The 16,316-nt window shown below is 68.4% G+C and carries 16 protein-coding genes and 2 pseudogenes; 9 read left to right on the top strand and 9 right to left on the bottom strand.

The window, feature by feature from the left end:
* A pseudogene (locus AC2CJA_RS03120) lies at window positions 1–92 on the bottom strand (IS5/IS1182 family transposase); the annotation flags it as partial.
* Window positions 93–133: 41 nt separating this feature from the next.
* Here AC2CJA_RS03120 and AC2CJA_RS03115 point away from each other — a divergent pair.
* The gene (locus tag AC2CJA_RS03115) at window positions 134–511 is read left to right on the top strand and encodes a DUF4259 domain-containing protein (protein WP_484601091.1); all 378 of its coding nucleotides are present in this window, start codon (window positions 134–136) and stop codon (window positions 509–511) included.
* A gap of 64 nt (window positions 512–575) precedes the next feature.
* Here the strand turns inward: AC2CJA_RS03115 and AC2CJA_RS03110 are convergent.
* From AC2CJA_RS03110 to AC2CJA_RS03095, 4 genes and pseudogenes are all read right to left on the bottom strand, one after another.
* Window positions 576–932: pseudogene (locus AC2CJA_RS03110) on the bottom strand (TniQ family protein); the annotation flags it as partial.
* Window positions 933–987: 55 nt separating this feature from the next.
* Window positions 988–1,212, bottom strand: a complete 225-nt coding sequence (locus AC2CJA_RS03105; RefSeq protein WP_484601090.1) for a helix-turn-helix domain-containing protein — start codon at window positions 1,210–1,212, stop codon at window positions 988–990.
* Window positions 1,213–1,240: 28 nt separating this feature from the next.
* Window positions 1,241–2,527 (bottom strand): MFS transporter, encoded by a 1,287-nt coding sequence (locus tag AC2CJA_RS03100; RefSeq protein WP_484601089.1) that lies wholly within the window; start codon window positions 2,525–2,527, stop codon window positions 1,241–1,243.
* A gap of 518 nt (window positions 2,528–3,045) precedes the next feature.
* Entirely contained in the window at window positions 3,046–3,795 is a 750-nt protein-coding gene (locus AC2CJA_RS03095; RefSeq protein WP_484601086.1) for a transposase, read from the bottom strand.
* A gap of 259 nt (window positions 3,796–4,054) precedes the next feature.
* On the opposite strand from AC2CJA_RS03095, the gene AC2CJA_RS03090 reads away from it, so the two are divergent.
* Window positions 4,055–4,555, top strand: coding sequence for a MarR family winged helix-turn-helix transcriptional regulator (locus AC2CJA_RS03090; protein WP_484601085.1), 501 nt, complete (start codon window positions 4,055–4,057; stop codon window positions 4,553–4,555).
* Between the two features lie 44 nt (window positions 4,556–4,599).
* Here the strand turns inward: AC2CJA_RS03090 and AC2CJA_RS03085 are convergent, their stop codons facing one another.
* From AC2CJA_RS03085 to AC2CJA_RS03070, 4 genes are all read right to left on the bottom strand, one after another.
* A complete protein-coding gene (locus AC2CJA_RS03085) occupies window positions 4,600–5,925 on the bottom strand; it encodes a preATP grasp domain-containing protein (protein ID WP_484601084.1) in 1,326 nt (441 codons plus the stop codon).
* Entirely contained in the window at window positions 5,922–6,146 is a 225-nt protein-coding gene (locus tag AC2CJA_RS03080; protein WP_484601083.1) for a ferredoxin, read from the bottom strand. The genes AC2CJA_RS03085 and AC2CJA_RS03080 overlap by 4 nt, the downstream gene beginning before the upstream one ends.
* 38 nt (window positions 6,147–6,184) lie before the next feature.
* On the bottom strand, window positions 6,185–7,390 hold the full coding sequence (locus AC2CJA_RS03075) for a cytochrome P450 (RefSeq protein ID WP_484601082.1): 1,206 nt from the start codon (window positions 7,388–7,390) through the stop codon (window positions 6,185–6,187).
* 329 nt (window positions 7,391–7,719) lie between these two features.
* Window positions 7,720–8,850 (bottom strand): class-II aminoacyl-tRNA synthetase family protein, encoded by a 1,131-nt coding sequence (locus AC2CJA_RS03070; protein ID WP_484601081.1) that lies wholly within the window; start codon window positions 8,848–8,850, stop codon window positions 7,720–7,722.
* Between the two features lie 449 nt (window positions 8,851–9,299).
* Between AC2CJA_RS03070 and AC2CJA_RS03065 the strand changes: the two genes are divergently transcribed.
* The 7 genes from AC2CJA_RS03065 to AC2CJA_RS03035 are packed head-to-tail and all read left to right on the top strand — an operon-like array spanning window position 9,300 to window position 16,250.
* Window positions 9,300–9,563 carry a phosphopantetheine-binding protein gene (locus AC2CJA_RS03065; RefSeq protein WP_484601080.1) on the top strand — a complete coding sequence of 88 codons (264 nt, stop codon included), beginning with the start codon at window positions 9,300–9,302 and terminating at the stop codon, window positions 9,561–9,563.
* A 26-nt stretch (window positions 9,564–9,589) separates the two neighbouring features.
* Window positions 9,590–10,726 carry a glycine amidinotransferase gene (locus AC2CJA_RS03060; RefSeq protein WP_484601079.1) on the top strand — a complete coding sequence of 379 codons (1,137 nt, stop codon included), beginning with the start codon at window positions 9,590–9,592 and terminating at the stop codon, window positions 10,724–10,726.
* A complete protein-coding gene (gene dpgA, locus AC2CJA_RS03055) occupies window positions 10,713–11,795 on the top strand; it encodes a 3,5-dihydroxyphenylacetyl-CoA synthase DpgA (RefSeq protein ID WP_484601088.1) in 1,083 nt (360 codons plus the stop codon). Before AC2CJA_RS03060 ends, dpgA begins: the two co-directional genes overlap by 14 nt.
* Window positions 11,796–11,845: 50 nt before the next feature.
* Window positions 11,846–12,529, top strand: coding sequence for an enoyl-CoA-hydratase DpgB (dpgB, locus tag AC2CJA_RS03050; protein ID WP_484601078.1), 684 nt, complete (start codon window positions 11,846–11,848; stop codon window positions 12,527–12,529).
* A complete protein-coding gene (gene dpgC / locus AC2CJA_RS03045) occupies window positions 12,523–13,866 on the top strand; it encodes a (3,5-dihydroxyphenyl)acetyl-CoA 1,2-dioxygenase DpgC (protein WP_484601077.1) in 1,344 nt (447 codons plus the stop codon). Before dpgB ends, dpgC begins: the two co-directional genes overlap by 7 nt.
* Window positions 13,863–15,167: an aminotransferase-like domain-containing protein gene (locus AC2CJA_RS03040; RefSeq protein ID WP_484601076.1), complete on the top strand. Its 1,305-nt coding sequence runs from the start codon at window positions 13,863–13,865 to the stop codon at window positions 15,165–15,167. Before dpgC ends, AC2CJA_RS03040 begins: the two co-directional genes overlap by 4 nt.
* A gap of 33 nt (window positions 15,168–15,200) precedes the next feature.
* Window positions 15,201–16,250: a methyltransferase gene (locus AC2CJA_RS03035; protein WP_484601075.1), complete on the top strand. Its 1,050-nt coding sequence runs from the start codon at window positions 15,201–15,203 to the stop codon at window positions 16,248–16,250.
* Window positions 16,251–16,316: the final 66 nt, after the last annotated feature.

Genomic DNA, 16,316 nt, shown 5'->3' with positions numbered 1-16,316 from the left:
GTGCCGAGCTCTTGGCGGCGCTGACGGAGTTTGGCGGACAGGAAGCGCAGGGCAGAACTGGACACGTCGACGCCCGACGGGTAGACAAGCACACGAAGCCTCTGGTGGAGATGGATTTCTTGGTCGAAAACCCATCTACCAGGGGCTTCACCTGTCTGTCACCCCGACTGCCCCTCCAGCCGAACAGGTTGGAAAGAGCTCATTCCAGCGAGTCATCCACTCGGGAGAACGGGTCGATGGCGGAGACGGAGCCGAAGCTATTGCCGCTGGCGCCCTCGTCGCCAGCACCCACCCGGACAGCCCCATCGTGATCGACCCCGACGACGGCCCCAGCCAAGCCCTGCCCGAACTGCCCGCCTCCCTTCGCGCGTCGGCGAGACTCGCACTGGACCGGGTTCTCCAGGACGGATCAGAAATGGCAACCGGCTGGGTGGACGGCGCCGACGCCGATCAGTGGCACCAGGAAGTACGACAGATCCTCGAAGCACTCGAAGCACCCACTGATCACTAACCGTGACCGCTTCACGGAAGTCGTGCCAGAACCGGTTCTCGTGAACAAAGCCACACGCGAACGACCAGATGAGCCGCCATTTCAGGAGCCAGCGGCCACCGTTCTCCCGCAGGCACGAAGGACAAGCGTTGGAATGCTTGGGCAGCACCGTCCGCTGCCGGTACCGCCACGCGGCCCAGGCCCCATACTCCTTCGCGTCGTCCGGCGGCAGCGGCTCCAGCGCACTGCCCGCGTAGTAAGCGAGCGTCATGCTCCGCAGCCGCTGCCCCGCCACCCCGGTGCTCTGGCTCACGGCATGCACGACCGCGTCGCTGATGCGGTAGCCGAACACGGCCGACACCGTGCTGGAGATGATCAGACCCGCCATGCGCAGCGCCTCGGTCCGGGAGACCTGGTTGAGCCGCGCGAGCGCATCCCCCAGCTCAGCAGAGACTCACCGGGGTAGGGATCGGGTACGAGCGCGAGGCGGCGCGGACTCATGTCCCAGGCTCCCGCCGTGGCGTCGCGGATTCGAGCAGGCGGCCTGGAGCGACGCCCAACCCCTGAGCCAGGGCGAGGATCGTCAGCAGTGACGGGTTCCGTTTGCCGTGCTCGATGCCGATGACCATGCGGGCGGACAGATCGGCTGCTTCGGCGAGCTCTTCGATGCTCATCCCCGCAGCTTTCCGGGTGTCACGGACCGCGAAGCCGAAAGCCTGCAGTCGTGGGTGGGGAGCGTTGTCTTGCCGCTCAACCTGCCTTCTTCGTCACGTCGGCAGCTTCAGGGACGGTCGACTCCTCGACGGCGGACGGCGTGCGATAGGCGCGTAGGGGTGCGTTGGTCACGGCCACGACAGCGATGGCCAGGACGGCGGAGAGGCCGCCCGTGACCAGGCTGAAGGAGGCAGAGGTGGCCGACGCCAACAGGCCACCACGGAAGTTGCCGAGCTCGGGGCCCGCGACGCCGATGACGTGTTCCACCGAGGAGACGCGCCCTCGGTAGGCGTCCGGAGTCTCCAGCTGGACCAAGGCACTGCGGGTGACCACCGACACGGTGTCGGCGGCGCCGCCCACGGCGAGACAAGCGAGCGCCATCCACAGATGTCCCACCAGGCCGAATCCCGCCAGCGCCAGACCCCATGCGGCGGCGGCGACCAGCTGGACCAGGCCGCTGCGTCGCCAGCGTGTCACCGTGCCGGAGAGCAGCCCTGCCGCGATACCGCCGACCGCGATGGCTGACAGGAACAGACCGAGGGTCCGTGGGTCGCCGCCGAATCGGACTTCGTTGACCAGCGGGAAGAGCGCGATCGGCATAGCCAGCAGCGTCGCGGACATGTCGGTGGCCATCGAGCCCCACAGCGTCGGGCGGCGCAGGATGACCCGCCAGCCGCCGCGCTCCGGCCGACGCCTGCCGCCCGCGGTGGCTCTGCCCTCGGGCTTCATGGCCGGGAGGCGGAGCACCGTGAACATGGACACCGCGACGGCCAGGGCCTGTACGGCGTAGGCGGCGGGGAAGTCCCAGCGGGCGATGATCAGTCCGGCCATAGCGGGCCCGGCCAGCATGGCCGCCTGGAAGGAGACGTTGGTCAGTGCGAGACCGGCCGCGACCTGTTCGGCGGGCAGCAGCCGAACCGGGAAGGTGCGCCGGGCAGGGGCCCCGAGCGCGCTGCAGGAGGTTCCTATGGCGACGAGGGCGAGTAGCAGCGCCACGCTCTTATTGTCCACCAGAGCCTGGACGCACAGCCCGGCCGCGGCCAGCAGTTGGCCGGCGGTGGTGGCCCGCACCAGTGCACGGCGGTCGACGGTGTCGGCCAGTGTGCCGCCGAGCAGCCCGAACAGCACCATGGGCAGGCCGGTGGCGAAGCCGATAGCGCCGGTGCCCACCGGGCTGCCGGTCAGTTCCCAGACCTGGGCCAGTACCGCCACAGTGGCGATCTGCCCGCTGAGTTGTGAAGCCGCGGAGCCGATCCACATGTTACGGAACGGCTGGTTGCCACGGAGCGGGCGGGTATCGAGGAACCAGCCGGGCGCCTTCATCGCGGTGACCCGACGGCAGTAGTCAGCGGGCCGGTGCCGGCGAGTCGGGTCCACGTCGAGGGCGACATCCAGGGGGTGCGGCCGCTGTTCGCCCGTACGCTGACCGGCGCCGCGAGGTCGAAATATATCACAGCACTAATATAACAGTGCTTCAATAACTGGTTCTCCGGCAAATACCGGGCCAAGCGGTGCAGTTGGGATGAGCAGGGCAGGCAACAGCCGTCGTCGACGGTCGGCGGGCGACGGTGTCCACCAGGACGCGCCATTCGCCCGGTAGCAGCACGATCCACACCCGCGACGCACCACAGGCGCCGCCGGGACCGGGCGGGACGAGCTACCGGGACAACGACATCAGCGGCGCCACCCGGGCTTCTCCCAGCCGCGTACGCAGGCGCGGTGTCCGTGACGCCGAGACCCTCCGTCGGCGCCAGGCGCAGCACTCCGATCTTCCCGACGCGCTCGTTCTTCTGGCGATCCGGTGTCTGCGGCAACGCTCTGGCCCAGCTCAATGAGCTTCTTCAGCGTTGCCGCTCCAGGGTGAGGACGGCTGCGGTGATTGACGACATTCGGTTCGGGCTGCATCGGGCCCTGCGGAAGATCTGCCAGGACTTCAGGCGGGCGACGCCGCGTTCGACCGGTGCCCGCGCCGTGGCCAGGGCCCGGTTGACGGTCTTCTCGGTGGGGGTGAGTTCCTGCAGGGGCTTGCGTTTGATGCCCGTCGTGAGCCAGGGGCCGCCGCCCTGGTAGGCGAGATCGGCCAGGAGGGGGACGCCCTGCCGCTCGCAGATGCGGATGATCCGGTGGGTACGGGCGGCGGTCAGGTCGTGAGCCCGGCCCGGCAGCGCGGGTGAGAGCCACAGCAGTCGGCCGGTCGGATCGGTGACGACCTGCACGTTCACTCCGTGGCGGCGGTGCTTGTGGGAGTAATCCGCGCGTGAGTCGCCGACCCGGTCGCACTCGGCGAGGGTGCCGTCCAGCAGAACGAAGTCGGGGCCGGTCTCGCGCAGGGCTTTCAGCAGCCCCGGGGCGCGCTGGGCGAGCAGGCGGATGACCGCGCTGGTGTAGGCGTGGGCGGTGGACTCGCTGATCCCGAACCCGGCAGCGATCTTCGCCAGGGTGGTGTGCTCGCGCAGGTACACCAGTGCCACCATCGCGCGCTGGGACGGACGGAGCTTGCAGCGCCGGTCGCCCTCACGGGTGACGATGAGCATGGTGACCCACTCCACGAGCGCATGCGGCAGGTCGAGCGCGGCAGGATAGATGACCAACGAGGCCCCCTGAGCAGCGTGGTCGAGACGTCAGACACCTCGATCAACAGCCCGGGGGCCTCGCTCGTTGCGGCTTGCAGCCCGTCACCCGATCGGTGGCCACCTCGAAGAAGCTCAATGACGTCTGGTGGCCGAGATCGGACCGCTGCCACGCGCGGACACCCGTACGCCATCTCGGGAACAGCCAAACGGCTCCTGCCCTCCGCTGGCACACGGAACGGACGGCCAGCGAAAGTGACAGTGCTTATATGATGTACGGATGGCCGATTCTCACGCAGTTGACCCGACGGAGCAGAGCCTCTGGCGGCCCCTGCGCCTGCTCCAGGCGTCGATGGACGCCGACATTGCCCGGAGCTACTCCGAGCGGCAGATCGACGGGCTCAAGCCCAGCTTCGTCATGGAGTTGCTGCGGCTCCAGGCCCGGGGGCCCATGACCATCGCGGAACTGGCGGAGTCGGTCCACCGTACGCATTCGGCGCTGAGCCAGAAGGTCGCCGCGATGCGTACGGCCGGGTGGGTCGAGACCGTCGTAGGCGACGACGCGCGCACCCGGAAGGTGACGCTCACCGACAAGGCGCGCAGCGTCGTCGGCCGCCTGTCGGCGGAGTGGCGTGCCACCGAGGGCGCCCTCGCCGACCTGGAGGCCGAAATCCCCTACCCGCTCTCGCAGGTCGTCGCCGACATCGAGCGGGCTCTTGAGCGCAAGTCGTTCCACGAGCGGATCGCCGAGAAGCTGGCAGAGGACCCCGCATGGGGCTGAAGTGACGCCGACCGGCACCCTGAAGGGGCGCGGCGCGGCTTGCGTCAGACCGAAGGCGCGTCGGTGAACAGCGACTCCACCTGGTCAGCCTGTTTGCGGGCCTGGTCGAGTGTCTCGGCGACCACTGTGTACCTGACAGTGCTGTCGGACGGGTTGTACGCCATGACCAGGACGGTCCCGGTCCGCGTGGCCGGGGAGTAGGCCAGCCCGGCCTCAGCGAGCCGGTCGGCTGCGGCCCGGAACGACGGCACTACCCAGCCGTCCACCTCGTACAGGACCCGCGTGCGGGCATAGTCCTCACCCACTATGTGCTCGCCGAGTACCTGGTAGATGTGGGTGGAGCCGGTGATGCGGCCGTTGTACTCGCTGAAGTGGAGCTCGCCGTCCGGGGTGATGATCGCGTCCGCGCTCACCATGCCCCGGTAGCCCAAGCCGTGCAGGGCCTGGCAGAGCCGGCGCCCCCCTTCTGCCAGCTCGGTCAGTGTCGCCGGGGCGACGCCGGGGGCCGGGATGATCTCGGCCTTGGCCATCGGCGCCGAGACCATCTCGCCCTGACCGGCGAACTCAGGCCCCTGCTCGGTGACCAGGAACTCCGCGAAGACTGCCTGGCTACCCGGGTAGTACCGCTCCACCACGAACGGCGTCCGGTCTCGCGTGGTCAACCAGTTCCACCGCCTAGCCAGGTACTCCCTTACGGCCGCCCGGTCAGTCAGCAGGACGGTCCGCTCTGCGCCGACCGGAGCCACGCCCTCCACCGAGCTGACCACCTCGTTGCCCCGGCCGCCCGCCCGGAGGTCGTTCTTCAGGATGACCGGATGGCCCTGCTCAAGCAGCTCCGTGATGGCGTCCTCGGCCTCCCGGCGGTTGGCGCAGACCGCACCGGCCGGCACGGGGACACCGAGGCCGCCGGCGATGGCCCGGAAGGCGGCCTTGCTGTTGACGAGAGTTCCACCGCCCTGGCCCATGAAGCCGTGGCCGGGCACCGCGCTCTCGGCGCCGAGGGCCCGGGCAAGACCGACCACGGTGGTGTCGGGGTGCAGCGGAAGGATCTCGTAGATCTGCCGCCCGCCGAGCGCCTCGCCGACCGACCGGTGGAACTCCGGATCGGCCAGCCGGTCTTCGGTGAGCACGCTCGTTTCGAGACGGCCGGGCGGCGGGACGACCACCCGCAGGGAATCACGCGGAGTCCGGGTGAGCGTGGTGACGTAATCCAGGTAGGCGTCCTCGGGTGCGACCGTCATGACGAGGATGTCGCCCTCCCGGGCGAACCAGACCATGCGCTGCGCCCACCAGCCGTTCTTCTTCTGGCGGGCGTCAACCACCGCAGCCTGGTCCTCGATGAAGTCGTTTGCGATCAGCAGCCGCGTCATATTCCTTGTTCCTCAACGGGATCGAGTGGGTCGGTGAGCCGGATCGCCGAGGCCGGGCAGAGTGCTGCCGCAGTGCGGACGGCGGTGCGCGTGTCGACGGGCGGTTCGGCCAGGAGCACGACGGCGACACCGTCCTCGTCCCTCTGATCGAACACGTCGGGGGCGTTCAGCGCGCACTGGCCCGAACCGACACAGCGCTCGGTGTCGACGGTTACGCGCAAGGAGGAAGCATGGGTCATCGGGGGTCCTTCGCGGTGGGCTACCAGGTGACGCGGAGCCGGTGCACGCCGTAGAAACCGGCCCCGCCCAGCCGGACCTGCTCGGGCGGCACGGCCAGGCGCAGCCCCGGGAAGCGGCGGAACAGCGCCGGGTAGCCGGCGCGCAGCTCCATCCGGGCCAGATTCTGGCCGATGCACTGGTGCACGCCGTATCCGAAGGCGAGGTGAGCGACCGCGTTGCGGGTGAGGTCCAGGCGGTCGGGGTCCTCGAAGCGCTCGGGGTCGCGGTTGGCGGCGGGCAGCGAGATGGTGACGCTCTCGCCGGTACGGAGCAGCCTGCCACCAATCTCCGCATCGGTGAGCGGGGTGCGGGGCACGCCGAAGTGGAAGATCGTCAGATAGCGCAGGAGTTCTTCCACCGCGCGGTCGACGGTGGCCGGGTCGGTCAGCAGCGCGGCCTGCTCCGGGTTGCTCATGAGCGCGTAGCTGCCCAGTCCGAACATGCTGGCCACGGTCTCGTGCCCGGCGGTAAGCAGCAGCACGCCGACTCCGGCAAGCTCCACGTCGTCCAGATCGCTCTCGTGGGCCAGCCGACTGAGCAGGTCGGCGGTCGGCCGGGTCCGCTTGCGCCGGATCAGATCCTGGAGGAACGCGGTGAGCGCGTCCATCGCGGCCGCGCCTTCTTCGGCGCTGACGTCTAGGCTGAACAGCACGGTGCTGTTGTGCTGGAACTCCGCACGGTCGGCATACGGGACGCCGAGCAGCTCGCAGATCACCAGGGAGGGGATCGGCAGCGCGAAGTTCTCCACCAGGTCGGTCGGAGGGCCGGTGTCGGCCATCGTGTCGAGGTGTTCCTCGACCAACCGCTCTATGCGGGGGCGCAGTTCGCGGGTCCGGCGGACGGTGAACTGTCCGGCCAGCAGACGGCGGAAGCGGGTGTGCTCCGGCGGGTCCATGTCCACGAACCAGCCGGGCAAGGCGGGTTGGCCGATGAAAGGGTCGGCGCCTGGGCGGGCGACCGGTACGTGCTTGAGCTCGGCGCGGGCGCTGAAGCGGCCGTCGGCCAGGATCTCCCGGGCCAGTTTGTGACTGGTCACCAGCCAGCCCTCGTGCCCGTCGGGGTACCGCAGTCGGCGGATCGGCTCCCGCTCGCGGTACTCGGCCAGCGGATCGGGGGGTGAGAAGGGACAGCTTCGCTCGGTCGGCAGCGCAACGGCGGGCGAAGGCTGGGGGGTGGTCGGGGGCAATGAGGGGAAAGTCACACCTGGCCTCCGGTCGCGGCGGTCCGCTCGCGCGCCCGGTCCGCGACATCGGTCACGGGCCGGTGTGACCGGAGCGGCTCGCGTCGGCGGTCGCGCGCCACGTGTGCCGGGAAGCCGGCCGCTACGGGCGCGACGTCGGCTGCGTCGCGGGACATCACCTCCCCAGCTGCCCGCATCGGGTGCCACATGTTCATGTGTGCCCAACTGAGAAGGGCTCGTTCGCCATGCTGGGCGTGGTTCATGGCGTCGGCCAAGCGACTGGTTCGCACTCTCTCCCCTTGTTGTTCGGGACGTCCGGCCGGGCGGCCGGGGTGTCAGCGGCAGAACGGCAGCAACTGCCGTGGCCAGCACGCGGGATCCTCGCCGTAGCAGGTGAGCGTTGCCTCTACCCAGCGGTCAAGGCCGAACGCGGCGCAGCCCGAATGCGCGGGGTTGCCGTTCGGCTGGGTTATGCCGAACTCGCGGCAGAGGCTGTCCCGGATGTTGTTGAACGAGCCGATGGCGTAGGACTGACCGCCCGAAAGCTCCACCACCAGCTCGTACTTCACCTCCGCCAGCAGCTGGAACTGCCGCATCGCGGCATCCTCGGAGAAGTAGAACGGGTCGGTGGCGGTCTCCAGCCGGCCCTCGAAGCCGAGCGCGAGGAACAGCTGCCACACCTGGTCCATCAAGGTGTCGCGTGCCTTCTCGACATGGTCGGGCGTACCGAGGAAGACGATCTCGCGCATGGAGAAGGCGGGCAGCCGGTGTCCGCCGACCCGCCAGGGCACTTCGTGCCGGAAGCAGTCACCCGCCATGGTGAGGAGACGGCACTCCGTCAGTCGGGTTCTGGCCAGCTCGGCGTAGGTGTGGAAGCACTGGGCCGGGTTGAGCATGTATTCGCTCAGTCGGCTGTTGTCGACGAGGGCCGCACCGTCGCGGACGGCTTCGAGCCGGGGCCTGTCATGCGGCAGCTCGGCCACCAGGTAGGCGTTCTGGGGAAAGGTCTCGACATACTGGCAGAGGTCCATCTCCTCGCGCCGGATCACCGGTGGATAGCTGCGCTCCACCGCCCCCGCGGCCCTGCCGAGGTCGAGAAAGAGCAGGTCGTAGGCGCGCCGCAGGACAGTTCGGGCGGCTGCGCGGTCCGGGACCGCGGGGGGCGGGCCGGTGGGTTCGGCGGCACCGATGACGGCGGTCGGCCGGTCGGCCGCCGGGCGGCGTATGACGCGCTGCGCGGACAGCCGGGCACCGGCCACCTCGGCGGCGAGTTCGTCGATCAGCCGAGAAACCTCTGCCCGTGCTCGCTCGTCGGTGAGTGTCACGTGCAAAGCTAGATCGTCGATTTCCAGCCGAACTTCCTCAATCGCCTCGGTGCTGTAAATCAGCCGATCGACCACGGTTCTAGCCCGAGCCTCGGTGAACGTCTCCGGTAACTGGTGGATCAGGGCTGCCGAGGTGGTCACAGCGATCTCCGTTCCGAGGTGAGCAGAGGCTTGGGAACCTCGCGCGAGGGAGCCAACTGGGGCGCTTGTCCGCGGGCGGTTGCTGATCAAATCCGCAGGCAGACCGGCGATTGCGGACGATCGGTGGAAGTGGCGGCGATGCATCGGATCAGCGTCGAACCAGCCGAACCGAGTATCGATGACGCAACCCTGCTTCGGTCAGTAACGCTATGTCAAGCGGCAGTTGCCGACAGGAAAGTGCTTGACGAAGCTTGGTGATCACAGTTAGTTTCGTGATCTCCACTCTTCTGACAGGCGCCGCCTGACGGTGCGAAGCTGTGTCCGCCCCTCCCCGGCCACGAGGGGTTGAACATGTCCCATCAGATCCCTTCGGGGGCGGCGACCTAGGGCTCATCAGAGTCCCATGAGGCATCCACCGTCGCACTCTGGAGCCGGTTAGGGAGTCTGCTATGTCCCTGAATTCTGTCCGCCCCGAATTCACTCAGGTCCGTGCCGACGTACTTTCTCTGCTCGGCGAGTACATCCCGGTCCAGGAGGACTTCCCGGATGACGAGGATCTCTCGGCGCACGGCCTGACTTCCATGGGAATCGTGGCGCTGATCTGCAGCATTGAAGATCACTTCGAGGTTGAGATCCCCGAGTCTCAGATGCAGCTGCGCAACTTCCTCACCGTCAAAGGCATCACGGAGATCGTCTCGGCCAACCAGCAGTAGAAACTATCGGATATGGAGCTGGACACGTGCTGTTGAACAGCTACGACGAGTGGTCCCCACTCAGGGAAATCATCGTCGGTTCCGCAACGAACTACATCTCGCATGAACGTGAGCTGTCATTCGACCTGTTCTTTCACGACAATCTGATTCGCTCTGAGTGGGCGTATCCCCGGTTATCCGTCCGGAGCGGGGAGGAACGGCAGGAGCCTTCTCCGATCAAGAAGCGATATCTGGAGGAACTCCAGGAGGACATCGAGGGTATCGTCCATGCTCTGCAGGGACTCGGCGTCAGTGTGCTGCGCCCCCTGGAGCTGGACGCCGGGACCTCCGAGGTCCGCACGCCTGCCTTCTCGGCCTCCGTGGTACCGCCGCTGAACCTGCGGGACAACACACTGATCCTCGGCGATGAGATCATCGAAACACCGCCGATGGTCCGCTCTCGGTATTTCGAGACCCAGTTCCTCACACCGGTCTTCAACGAGTACTTCCGCCGCGGCGCCCGCTGGACGGTGATGCCCCGGCCTTTGATGACCGACGCCTCCTTCGATCTGTCCTACGCCGCGAGCGCGACGGTGGGCGGGCCGACCGAGGTGATCGAGGACCCGGGGAGTTCTCCGTATGACGTCGGCTTCGAGATGATGTTCGATGGTGCGCAGTGTCTGCGGCTGGGCCGGGACATCATCGCGAACATCTCCACGGCCAATCACGCCCTCGCGGTCGACTGGCTGGAGCGCCACTTGGAGGGTCGGTTCCGTATCCACCGGGTGCACAGGCTCAGCGACAGCCATATCGACAGCATGGTCCTGGCCCTTCGGCCCGGGACACTGCTCGTGCGCGACAAGGAGGTGGCCGGCTTCCTGCCGGAGTCGCTGCGCAAGTGGGACATGGTCGTCGCTCCCGCGCCCGCAGAGAACGCCTTCCCGCAGTACGAGGACGACGACCTGGTTCTCACCAGCCCCTTCATCGACCTCAACGTACTGTCGGTCTCGCCGGACACGGTGCTGGTCAACGAGGCGTGCCCCGAGCTGATCCGTACGCTGGAACAGCAGAAGTTCACCGTGGTCCCGGTGCGCCACCGGCACCGGCGGCTGTTCGGCGGCGGTTTCCACTGCTTCACCCTCGACACCGTCCGCGAAGGCGGTCCGGAGGATTACCTTGACTGACGGGCGGGTGGTGGGGTTACGGACACCGCGTATCACCGCCGTCGGCACAGGTCTCCCCGAACACTCATATACACAGGATGAGTTGCTCGACATATTCGGTGTCACCGACCCGCGGATCCAGTCGGTGTTCCGCGGGGGTGCGATCGAGCGCCGCTACCTGACCCTGCCGCCCGTCGGTCCGGACGGCACTCGCCTGGTGGAGACCCAGGGAGAGCTGCTGCGCAAACATGTGTCGACCGGCCTGCGAATGGGCAGGGAGGCCGTTGAGACCTGCCTCAAGCAGGCCGACATGGACCTCTCCGACGTGCGGTACCTGTGCTGTGTCTCCTCGACCGGGTTCATCGTGCCGGGGTTCAGCGCGCTGCTGCTCAAGGATCTCGGGATAGCCCCCTACTGCGCCCGGCTCGACGTGGTCGGTATGGGCTGCAACGCCGGGCTCAACGGCCTCACGGCGGTGTCCGGCTGGGCCGCGACGCACCCGGGGCAGCTGGCTTTGATGGTCTGCATCGAGGCATGCTCCGCCGCGTACGTCTTCGACGGGACCATGCGCACCTCGGTGGTGAACAGCCTGTTCGGCGACGGCGCCGCCGCGGTCGCTCTGCTGGCCGACGACACCGCTCCGGCGGATGCGCCCGAACTGCTGAAGACCACCAGCTGGATCATCCCCGAGGCGATGGATGCGATGCGCTTCGACTGGGACGACGACCATGAGCGGTTCAGTTTCTTCCTCGACCCCGAGGTGCCGTACGTGGTCGGCGCGAACGCCCAGGAGGCGGTCGGCCGGCTGCTGGTGGGAACGGGACTACGCCGCTCGGACATCGCGCACTGGCTGGTGCACTCGGGCGGTAAGAAGGTGATCGACTCGGTGCGGGTCAACCTCGGCCTGACCAAGCACGACGTCCGGCACACCACGGGCGTGCTGCGGGACTACGGCAATCTGTCGAGCGGCTCCTTCCTCTTCTCCTACGAGCGGCTGCTGGCCGAGGACGTGGTGGCCGCGGGCGACTACACGGTGCTGATGACGATGGGTCCTGGCTCCACGATCGAGACGGCACTGCTGCGGTGGTAGCGGACGCCGGAGCAGCGGCAGTAGGACACAATCGAGGAAGGGTGGGACGGATGAACGCCGACGAATCGCCAAGAAAGCTGGCTGAACCACGAGGCCTTCGACTGGACCTCGACGGAAGGCTGCCGCTCGCCGAGCTGACCGCCGCCGTCAACCAGGCGTGCGACCGCGCCGAGGAATCCCCGGCCGTACTGGTGGTACGGCTCGGCACCGCTCGGCCGGACGAGCGCTCGTGGCCGGCCAGGGCGGGCATACAGGAGGTGAACCGCTGGGAGCGGGCGGTGCGCCGGATCGAGCGGCTCGGCTCGGTCAGCGTCGCCGTGGTCTCGGGCAACTGCGCCGGGCCCGCCCTTGATCTGCTCCTGGTGGCTGACTACCGGATCGCCACCGCGGACCTGCGGCTGCTGCTTCCGGTCAACGACGGCCAGTTCTGGCCGGGCATGGCGCTGTACCGACTGACCAACCAGATCGGCGCCGCCCGAGCCAGACAGCTGGTGCTGTGGGGCCATGAGCTGACCGCGTCGGCGGCGCTGGAAACCGGCCTGGTGGACGAGGCCAACGCCGATGTGGAAGCAGCCGTGGAGGCCGCCGTCCTGCTGCTCGGCAGGAACGCGGGGCCGGAGCTGGCGATCCGCCGGCAACTGCTCCTGGAGGCTCATACCGGCAGCTATGAGGACTGCCTCGGTGCCCATCTGGCCGCCTGCGACCGGGAGCTACGACGGGTCTCGGCATGTTGACCGAGAACGCCCGGTGGCAGGAGCCGGTTCCGAATCCGGTCGGTGACCTCGCGGCCGACGCCGCGGCGCTCGCCCGGTACGCCGCGGCCGCCGAACGAACACTCGCCGCCCTGCCGGCCCGGCCCGACCGGTCCCCGGACCAGCAGGCTCTCGCCGAACAGGTGCTTACCGCCCGTCGCAGGTCCGCCGACCGCTTCCTCGGGCTGCATGCCGGCGAGGTCTACGATCAGCTCACCGAGGGCCGCACCCGGCACCTGCGGATCGCCGAGCTGGCCGAGACGGCGGCCTTCCGTTTCCCCGGCCTAGTGCCCACGCCCGACGAGTTGGAGGCCGAGCGCCGGTACCGCCAGGCCGACAAGGACGGCCGCGAGATCGACCAGGGCGTGTTCTTCCGTGCCCTGCTGCGCGACGCGGTGGCGGGGCCGCACCTCATCGACGCGATGCTGCTGCCCACCGCCCGGGCGCGGAAGTTGCTCGCCGCCCTTGAGGCCGAGGACACCGTCGACCTCGGCACCGTTCTGCTGGAGCGTCGCGGTTCCGTCGCACATGTGACGATCCGCAACACACACTGTCTCAATGCCGAGGACGAACAGCTGGTCGCCGACCTGGAGACGGCCATCGACCTGGTGCTGCTGGACGCGCGGATCCGGGTGGGTGTACTGCGCGGCGGCGTCATGACCCACCCCCGCTACCAGGGCAAGCGGGTCTTCAGCGCCGGCATCAACCTGCGCGAACTCCAGGCGGGCCGGATCGGCCTCGTGGACTTCCTCCTGGCCAGGGAGGTCGGCTGCCTCAACAAGATCGCGCGGGGGCTGCTACCTGCCGTCGAGGAGGACCGCTTTCCCGACCGCACCATCCAGAAGCCCTGGATCGCGGCGGTGGACTCGTTCGCCATCGGCGGCGGTATGCAGCTGCTGATGCTCTTCGATTGGGTGATCGCGGCCGACGACGCGTGGTTCAGCCTGCCCGCCGCCCAGGAGGGCATCGTGCCCGGGCTGGGCAACCTGCGGCTGGGCCGGCTCACAGGGGCACGGATGTCCCGCCGGATCATCCTGGGCGGCCACCGGATCGGCGCGACCGACCCGGAGGCCACGCTGGTCTGCGACGAGGTGGTCCCCCCGGAGCAGGTCACCGAGGCCGTCGAGACGGCCGCCCTGGCGATGGACAGCCCCGCTGTGGTCGCCAACCGGCGGATGATCGGTCTCGCCGAGGAGCCGGAGCCCCAGTTCCGCGCCTACCTGGCCGAGTTCGCGCTGCTGCAGGCCCGCCGACTGTACGGAACGGATGTCACGGACAAGGTCGACCGGGGCTGGTCGGGCACCGGAGCGCGGGCATGACCGGCTCCCCGCTCGTCCTGGACCGCGCCGAGCTGCACGGCTCGTTGCAGGATCCGGTGCTCGGCTCTGTGACGTTCCTCAACGAGATCATGTCGCGCTACCCCGAGGCGGTCTCCTTCGCCCCCGGCGCACCCAACCTCGGCTATCTCGATGAACTCGACGTGTCCCGCCAGGTCGACCGGTTCCTCACCCATCTGCGGCAGGACTGCGGCCTGGACGAACAGCGGGCCCGCCGACAGCTCTACGAGTATGGTCCCAGCCGGGGGCTGATCAACCACCTGGTGGCCGAGTTCCTCCGCACTGACCTCCGGATCGCTGTCCCCGAATCCGCCGTAGTGATCACGGTGGGAGCGCAAGAGGCCATGCTGCTGGTCCTTCGCGCGCTCTGCCGCCCCGGCCGGGACGTGCTGGCCGTGGTCGACCCGTCGTTCGTCGGCGTCATCGGCGCCGCGCGCCTGCTAGATGTGGACCTGGTTCCCGTCGAGGAGGACGGCGACTCCCTGGACTTCGCGCGGTTGGCTCAGGCATGCCGGGCGGCCCGGGCGCAGGGCCGCCGGTTACGGGCGCTGTACGTCGCTCCCGACCACGCCAACCCCACCGGGACGGTCCTCGGCCCGGCGGCCCGCCAGCGGCTGCTCGAACTGGCCGAGCAGGAGGACTTCCTGCTGATCGAGGACACCGCGTACCACTTCACCACGGAGCCGGATGCCGAGCTGTCGTCGTTGAAGGCACTCGACCGGAACACCCGGGTGATTCAGGTGGGCACCTTCGCCAAGATCTGCCTGCCGGGCGCCCGTGTCGGCTATGTGGTGGCGGACCAGCCGGTCCGCGGCGCGGACGGCCGGCCGCGCCGACTGGCCGACGAACTGGCTGAGCTCAAGACCATGGTCACGGTGAACACCTCGCCGATCAGCCAGGCCGTGGTCGGCGGGATGCTGCTGGAGCACGGTGGCTCACTGGCTGCGCTGGGCCGCCCGAAGGCCGAGCTGTACCGGCGCAACCTCGCCCTGCTGCTGAAGGCGCTCGACCAGCACCTCGGCTCCGACCTGCCCCCGGGGCTGCACTGGAACCGGCCGACCGGGGGGTTCTTCGTCCGGATGACCCTGCCCGTCCTTGTCGACGCCGCTCTACTGGAGACCAGTGCGTCTCGCTACGGCGTGCTCTGGACGCCGATGGCGCAGTTCCACGTGGGTGGCGGCGGCACCCACCAACTGCGTCTCTCCTGTAGTTATCTCGACTCTGAGCGGATCGAGCTAGGCGCCGCACGGCTGGCCGCGTTCCTGTGCGACCTCGCTCTCTGACCCTGCCGATCCTTTGTGAAAGGACCTTTTGCCATGTCCTTCGACAGCTCCCCCGAGACCAAGCGCGTCTACGAGCGGTTCCAACTCATTATCAACGGCCCGGCACTCTTCAACGCCATCGTCACGGGCTTGGACCTGGATGTTTTCCCGTATCTCTCCAAGAACCCGAAGTCGACTTTCGAGGAGCTGCGGGAGTACACCGGGATCCCTTCCCACAAGCTACGCATCCTGCTCCAGGCGCTGTGCGCCACCGAGCTGCTGGAGAAGGAGGACGGTCGGTACACCAACTCCTCGGTGGCCGAGGAGCTGCTGGCCGACGAGGGCCCCGAGAGCTGGCGGCACATCCTGATCGGCTGGCAGCGAATCTACTACCCTGCGTTCACCCACATGACGTCGGCGCTGCGCACCGGCACCAACACCGGGCTCGCCTCCTACCCGGGCGCCGAGCCGACGCTCTACCAGCGGCTCGCGAAGGACCCCGAGACCGAGGGCATCCTGCATGCCTCGATGGGCGCCTTCACCCATCAGTCGATGCCGGGCTTGCTGGAGAACGCCGAGATCGGCAGCCTCCGCCACCTGCTGGACGTGGGCGGTGGCGACGGCACCACCGCGGCGGCGCTCGCCAAGCGCCACCCGGAGATCAGGGTCACCGTGTTCGACATGCCCAGCGTCACACGAATCGCCGAGCAGGCGGTGCCGTCCGGGTCCGACGGACAGGTCCGGCTGCACCCGGGCGACATCTTCGACGACCCGTTCCCGCGCGACGTGGACGGCATCCTCTTCAGCCACGTGCTGGAGGTCTTCGACGCGGAGCAGATCCTGCGCCTGCTGGGCAAGGCGTACGAGGCGCTGCCGTCCGGCGGCAAGATCTTTCTGTACGGATTCAACGTCACCGAGGATGAGACCCGGGGGCTGCTCGCCGCCCGGCTCTCCCTCTACCTCAACGTGCTGGCCAGCGGCCAGGGCATGGCCTACCCGGCGACCGACTACGAAGCGTGGCTCAAGCAGGTCGGATTCAGCTCGGTGGAATCCGTCACCGACCTGCCGTACGAGCACGGCTTGACCATCGGCACCAAAGCCTGAGAGGCACCCGCCCGGCATCCGCCGCGATAAGGACCACGGCCCGCGGCAGCGGCGCCGTGGTCCTCT

It is taken from the genome of Streptomyces sp. ATLC9 (assembly GCF_057196705.1).
This window is presented reverse-complemented; position numbering and strand designations above follow the sequence as displayed.

Coding starts and splice junctions, on each gene's coding strand:
- AC2CJA_RS03100 (WP_484601089.1), bottom strand. CDS start 2,527: ATGAAGGCGCCCGGCTGGTTCCTCGATACCCGCCCGCTCCGTGGCAAC.
- AC2CJA_RS03090 (WP_484601085.1), top strand. CDS start 4,055: ATGGCCGATTCTCACGCAGTTGACCCGACGGAGCAGAGCCTCTGGCGG.
- AC2CJA_RS03085 (WP_484601084.1), bottom strand. CDS start 5,925: ATGACGCGGCTGCTGATCGCAAACGACTTCATCGAGGACCAGGCTGCG.
- AC2CJA_RS03065 (WP_484601080.1), top strand. CDS start 9,300: ATGTCCCTGAATTCTGTCCGCCCCGAATTCACTCAGGTCCGTGCCGAC.
- dpgB (WP_484601078.1), top strand. CDS start 11,846: ATGAACGCCGACGAATCGCCAAGAAAGCTGGCTGAACCACGAGGCCTT.
- dpgC (WP_484601077.1), top strand. CDS start 12,523: ATGTTGACCGAGAACGCCCGGTGGCAGGAGCCGGTTCCGAATCCGGTC.
- AC2CJA_RS03040 (WP_484601076.1), top strand. CDS start 13,863: ATGACCGGCTCCCCGCTCGTCCTGGACCGCGCCGAGCTGCACGGCTCG.
- AC2CJA_RS03035 (WP_484601075.1), top strand. CDS start 15,201: ATGTCCTTCGACAGCTCCCCCGAGACCAAGCGCGTCTACGAGCGGTTC.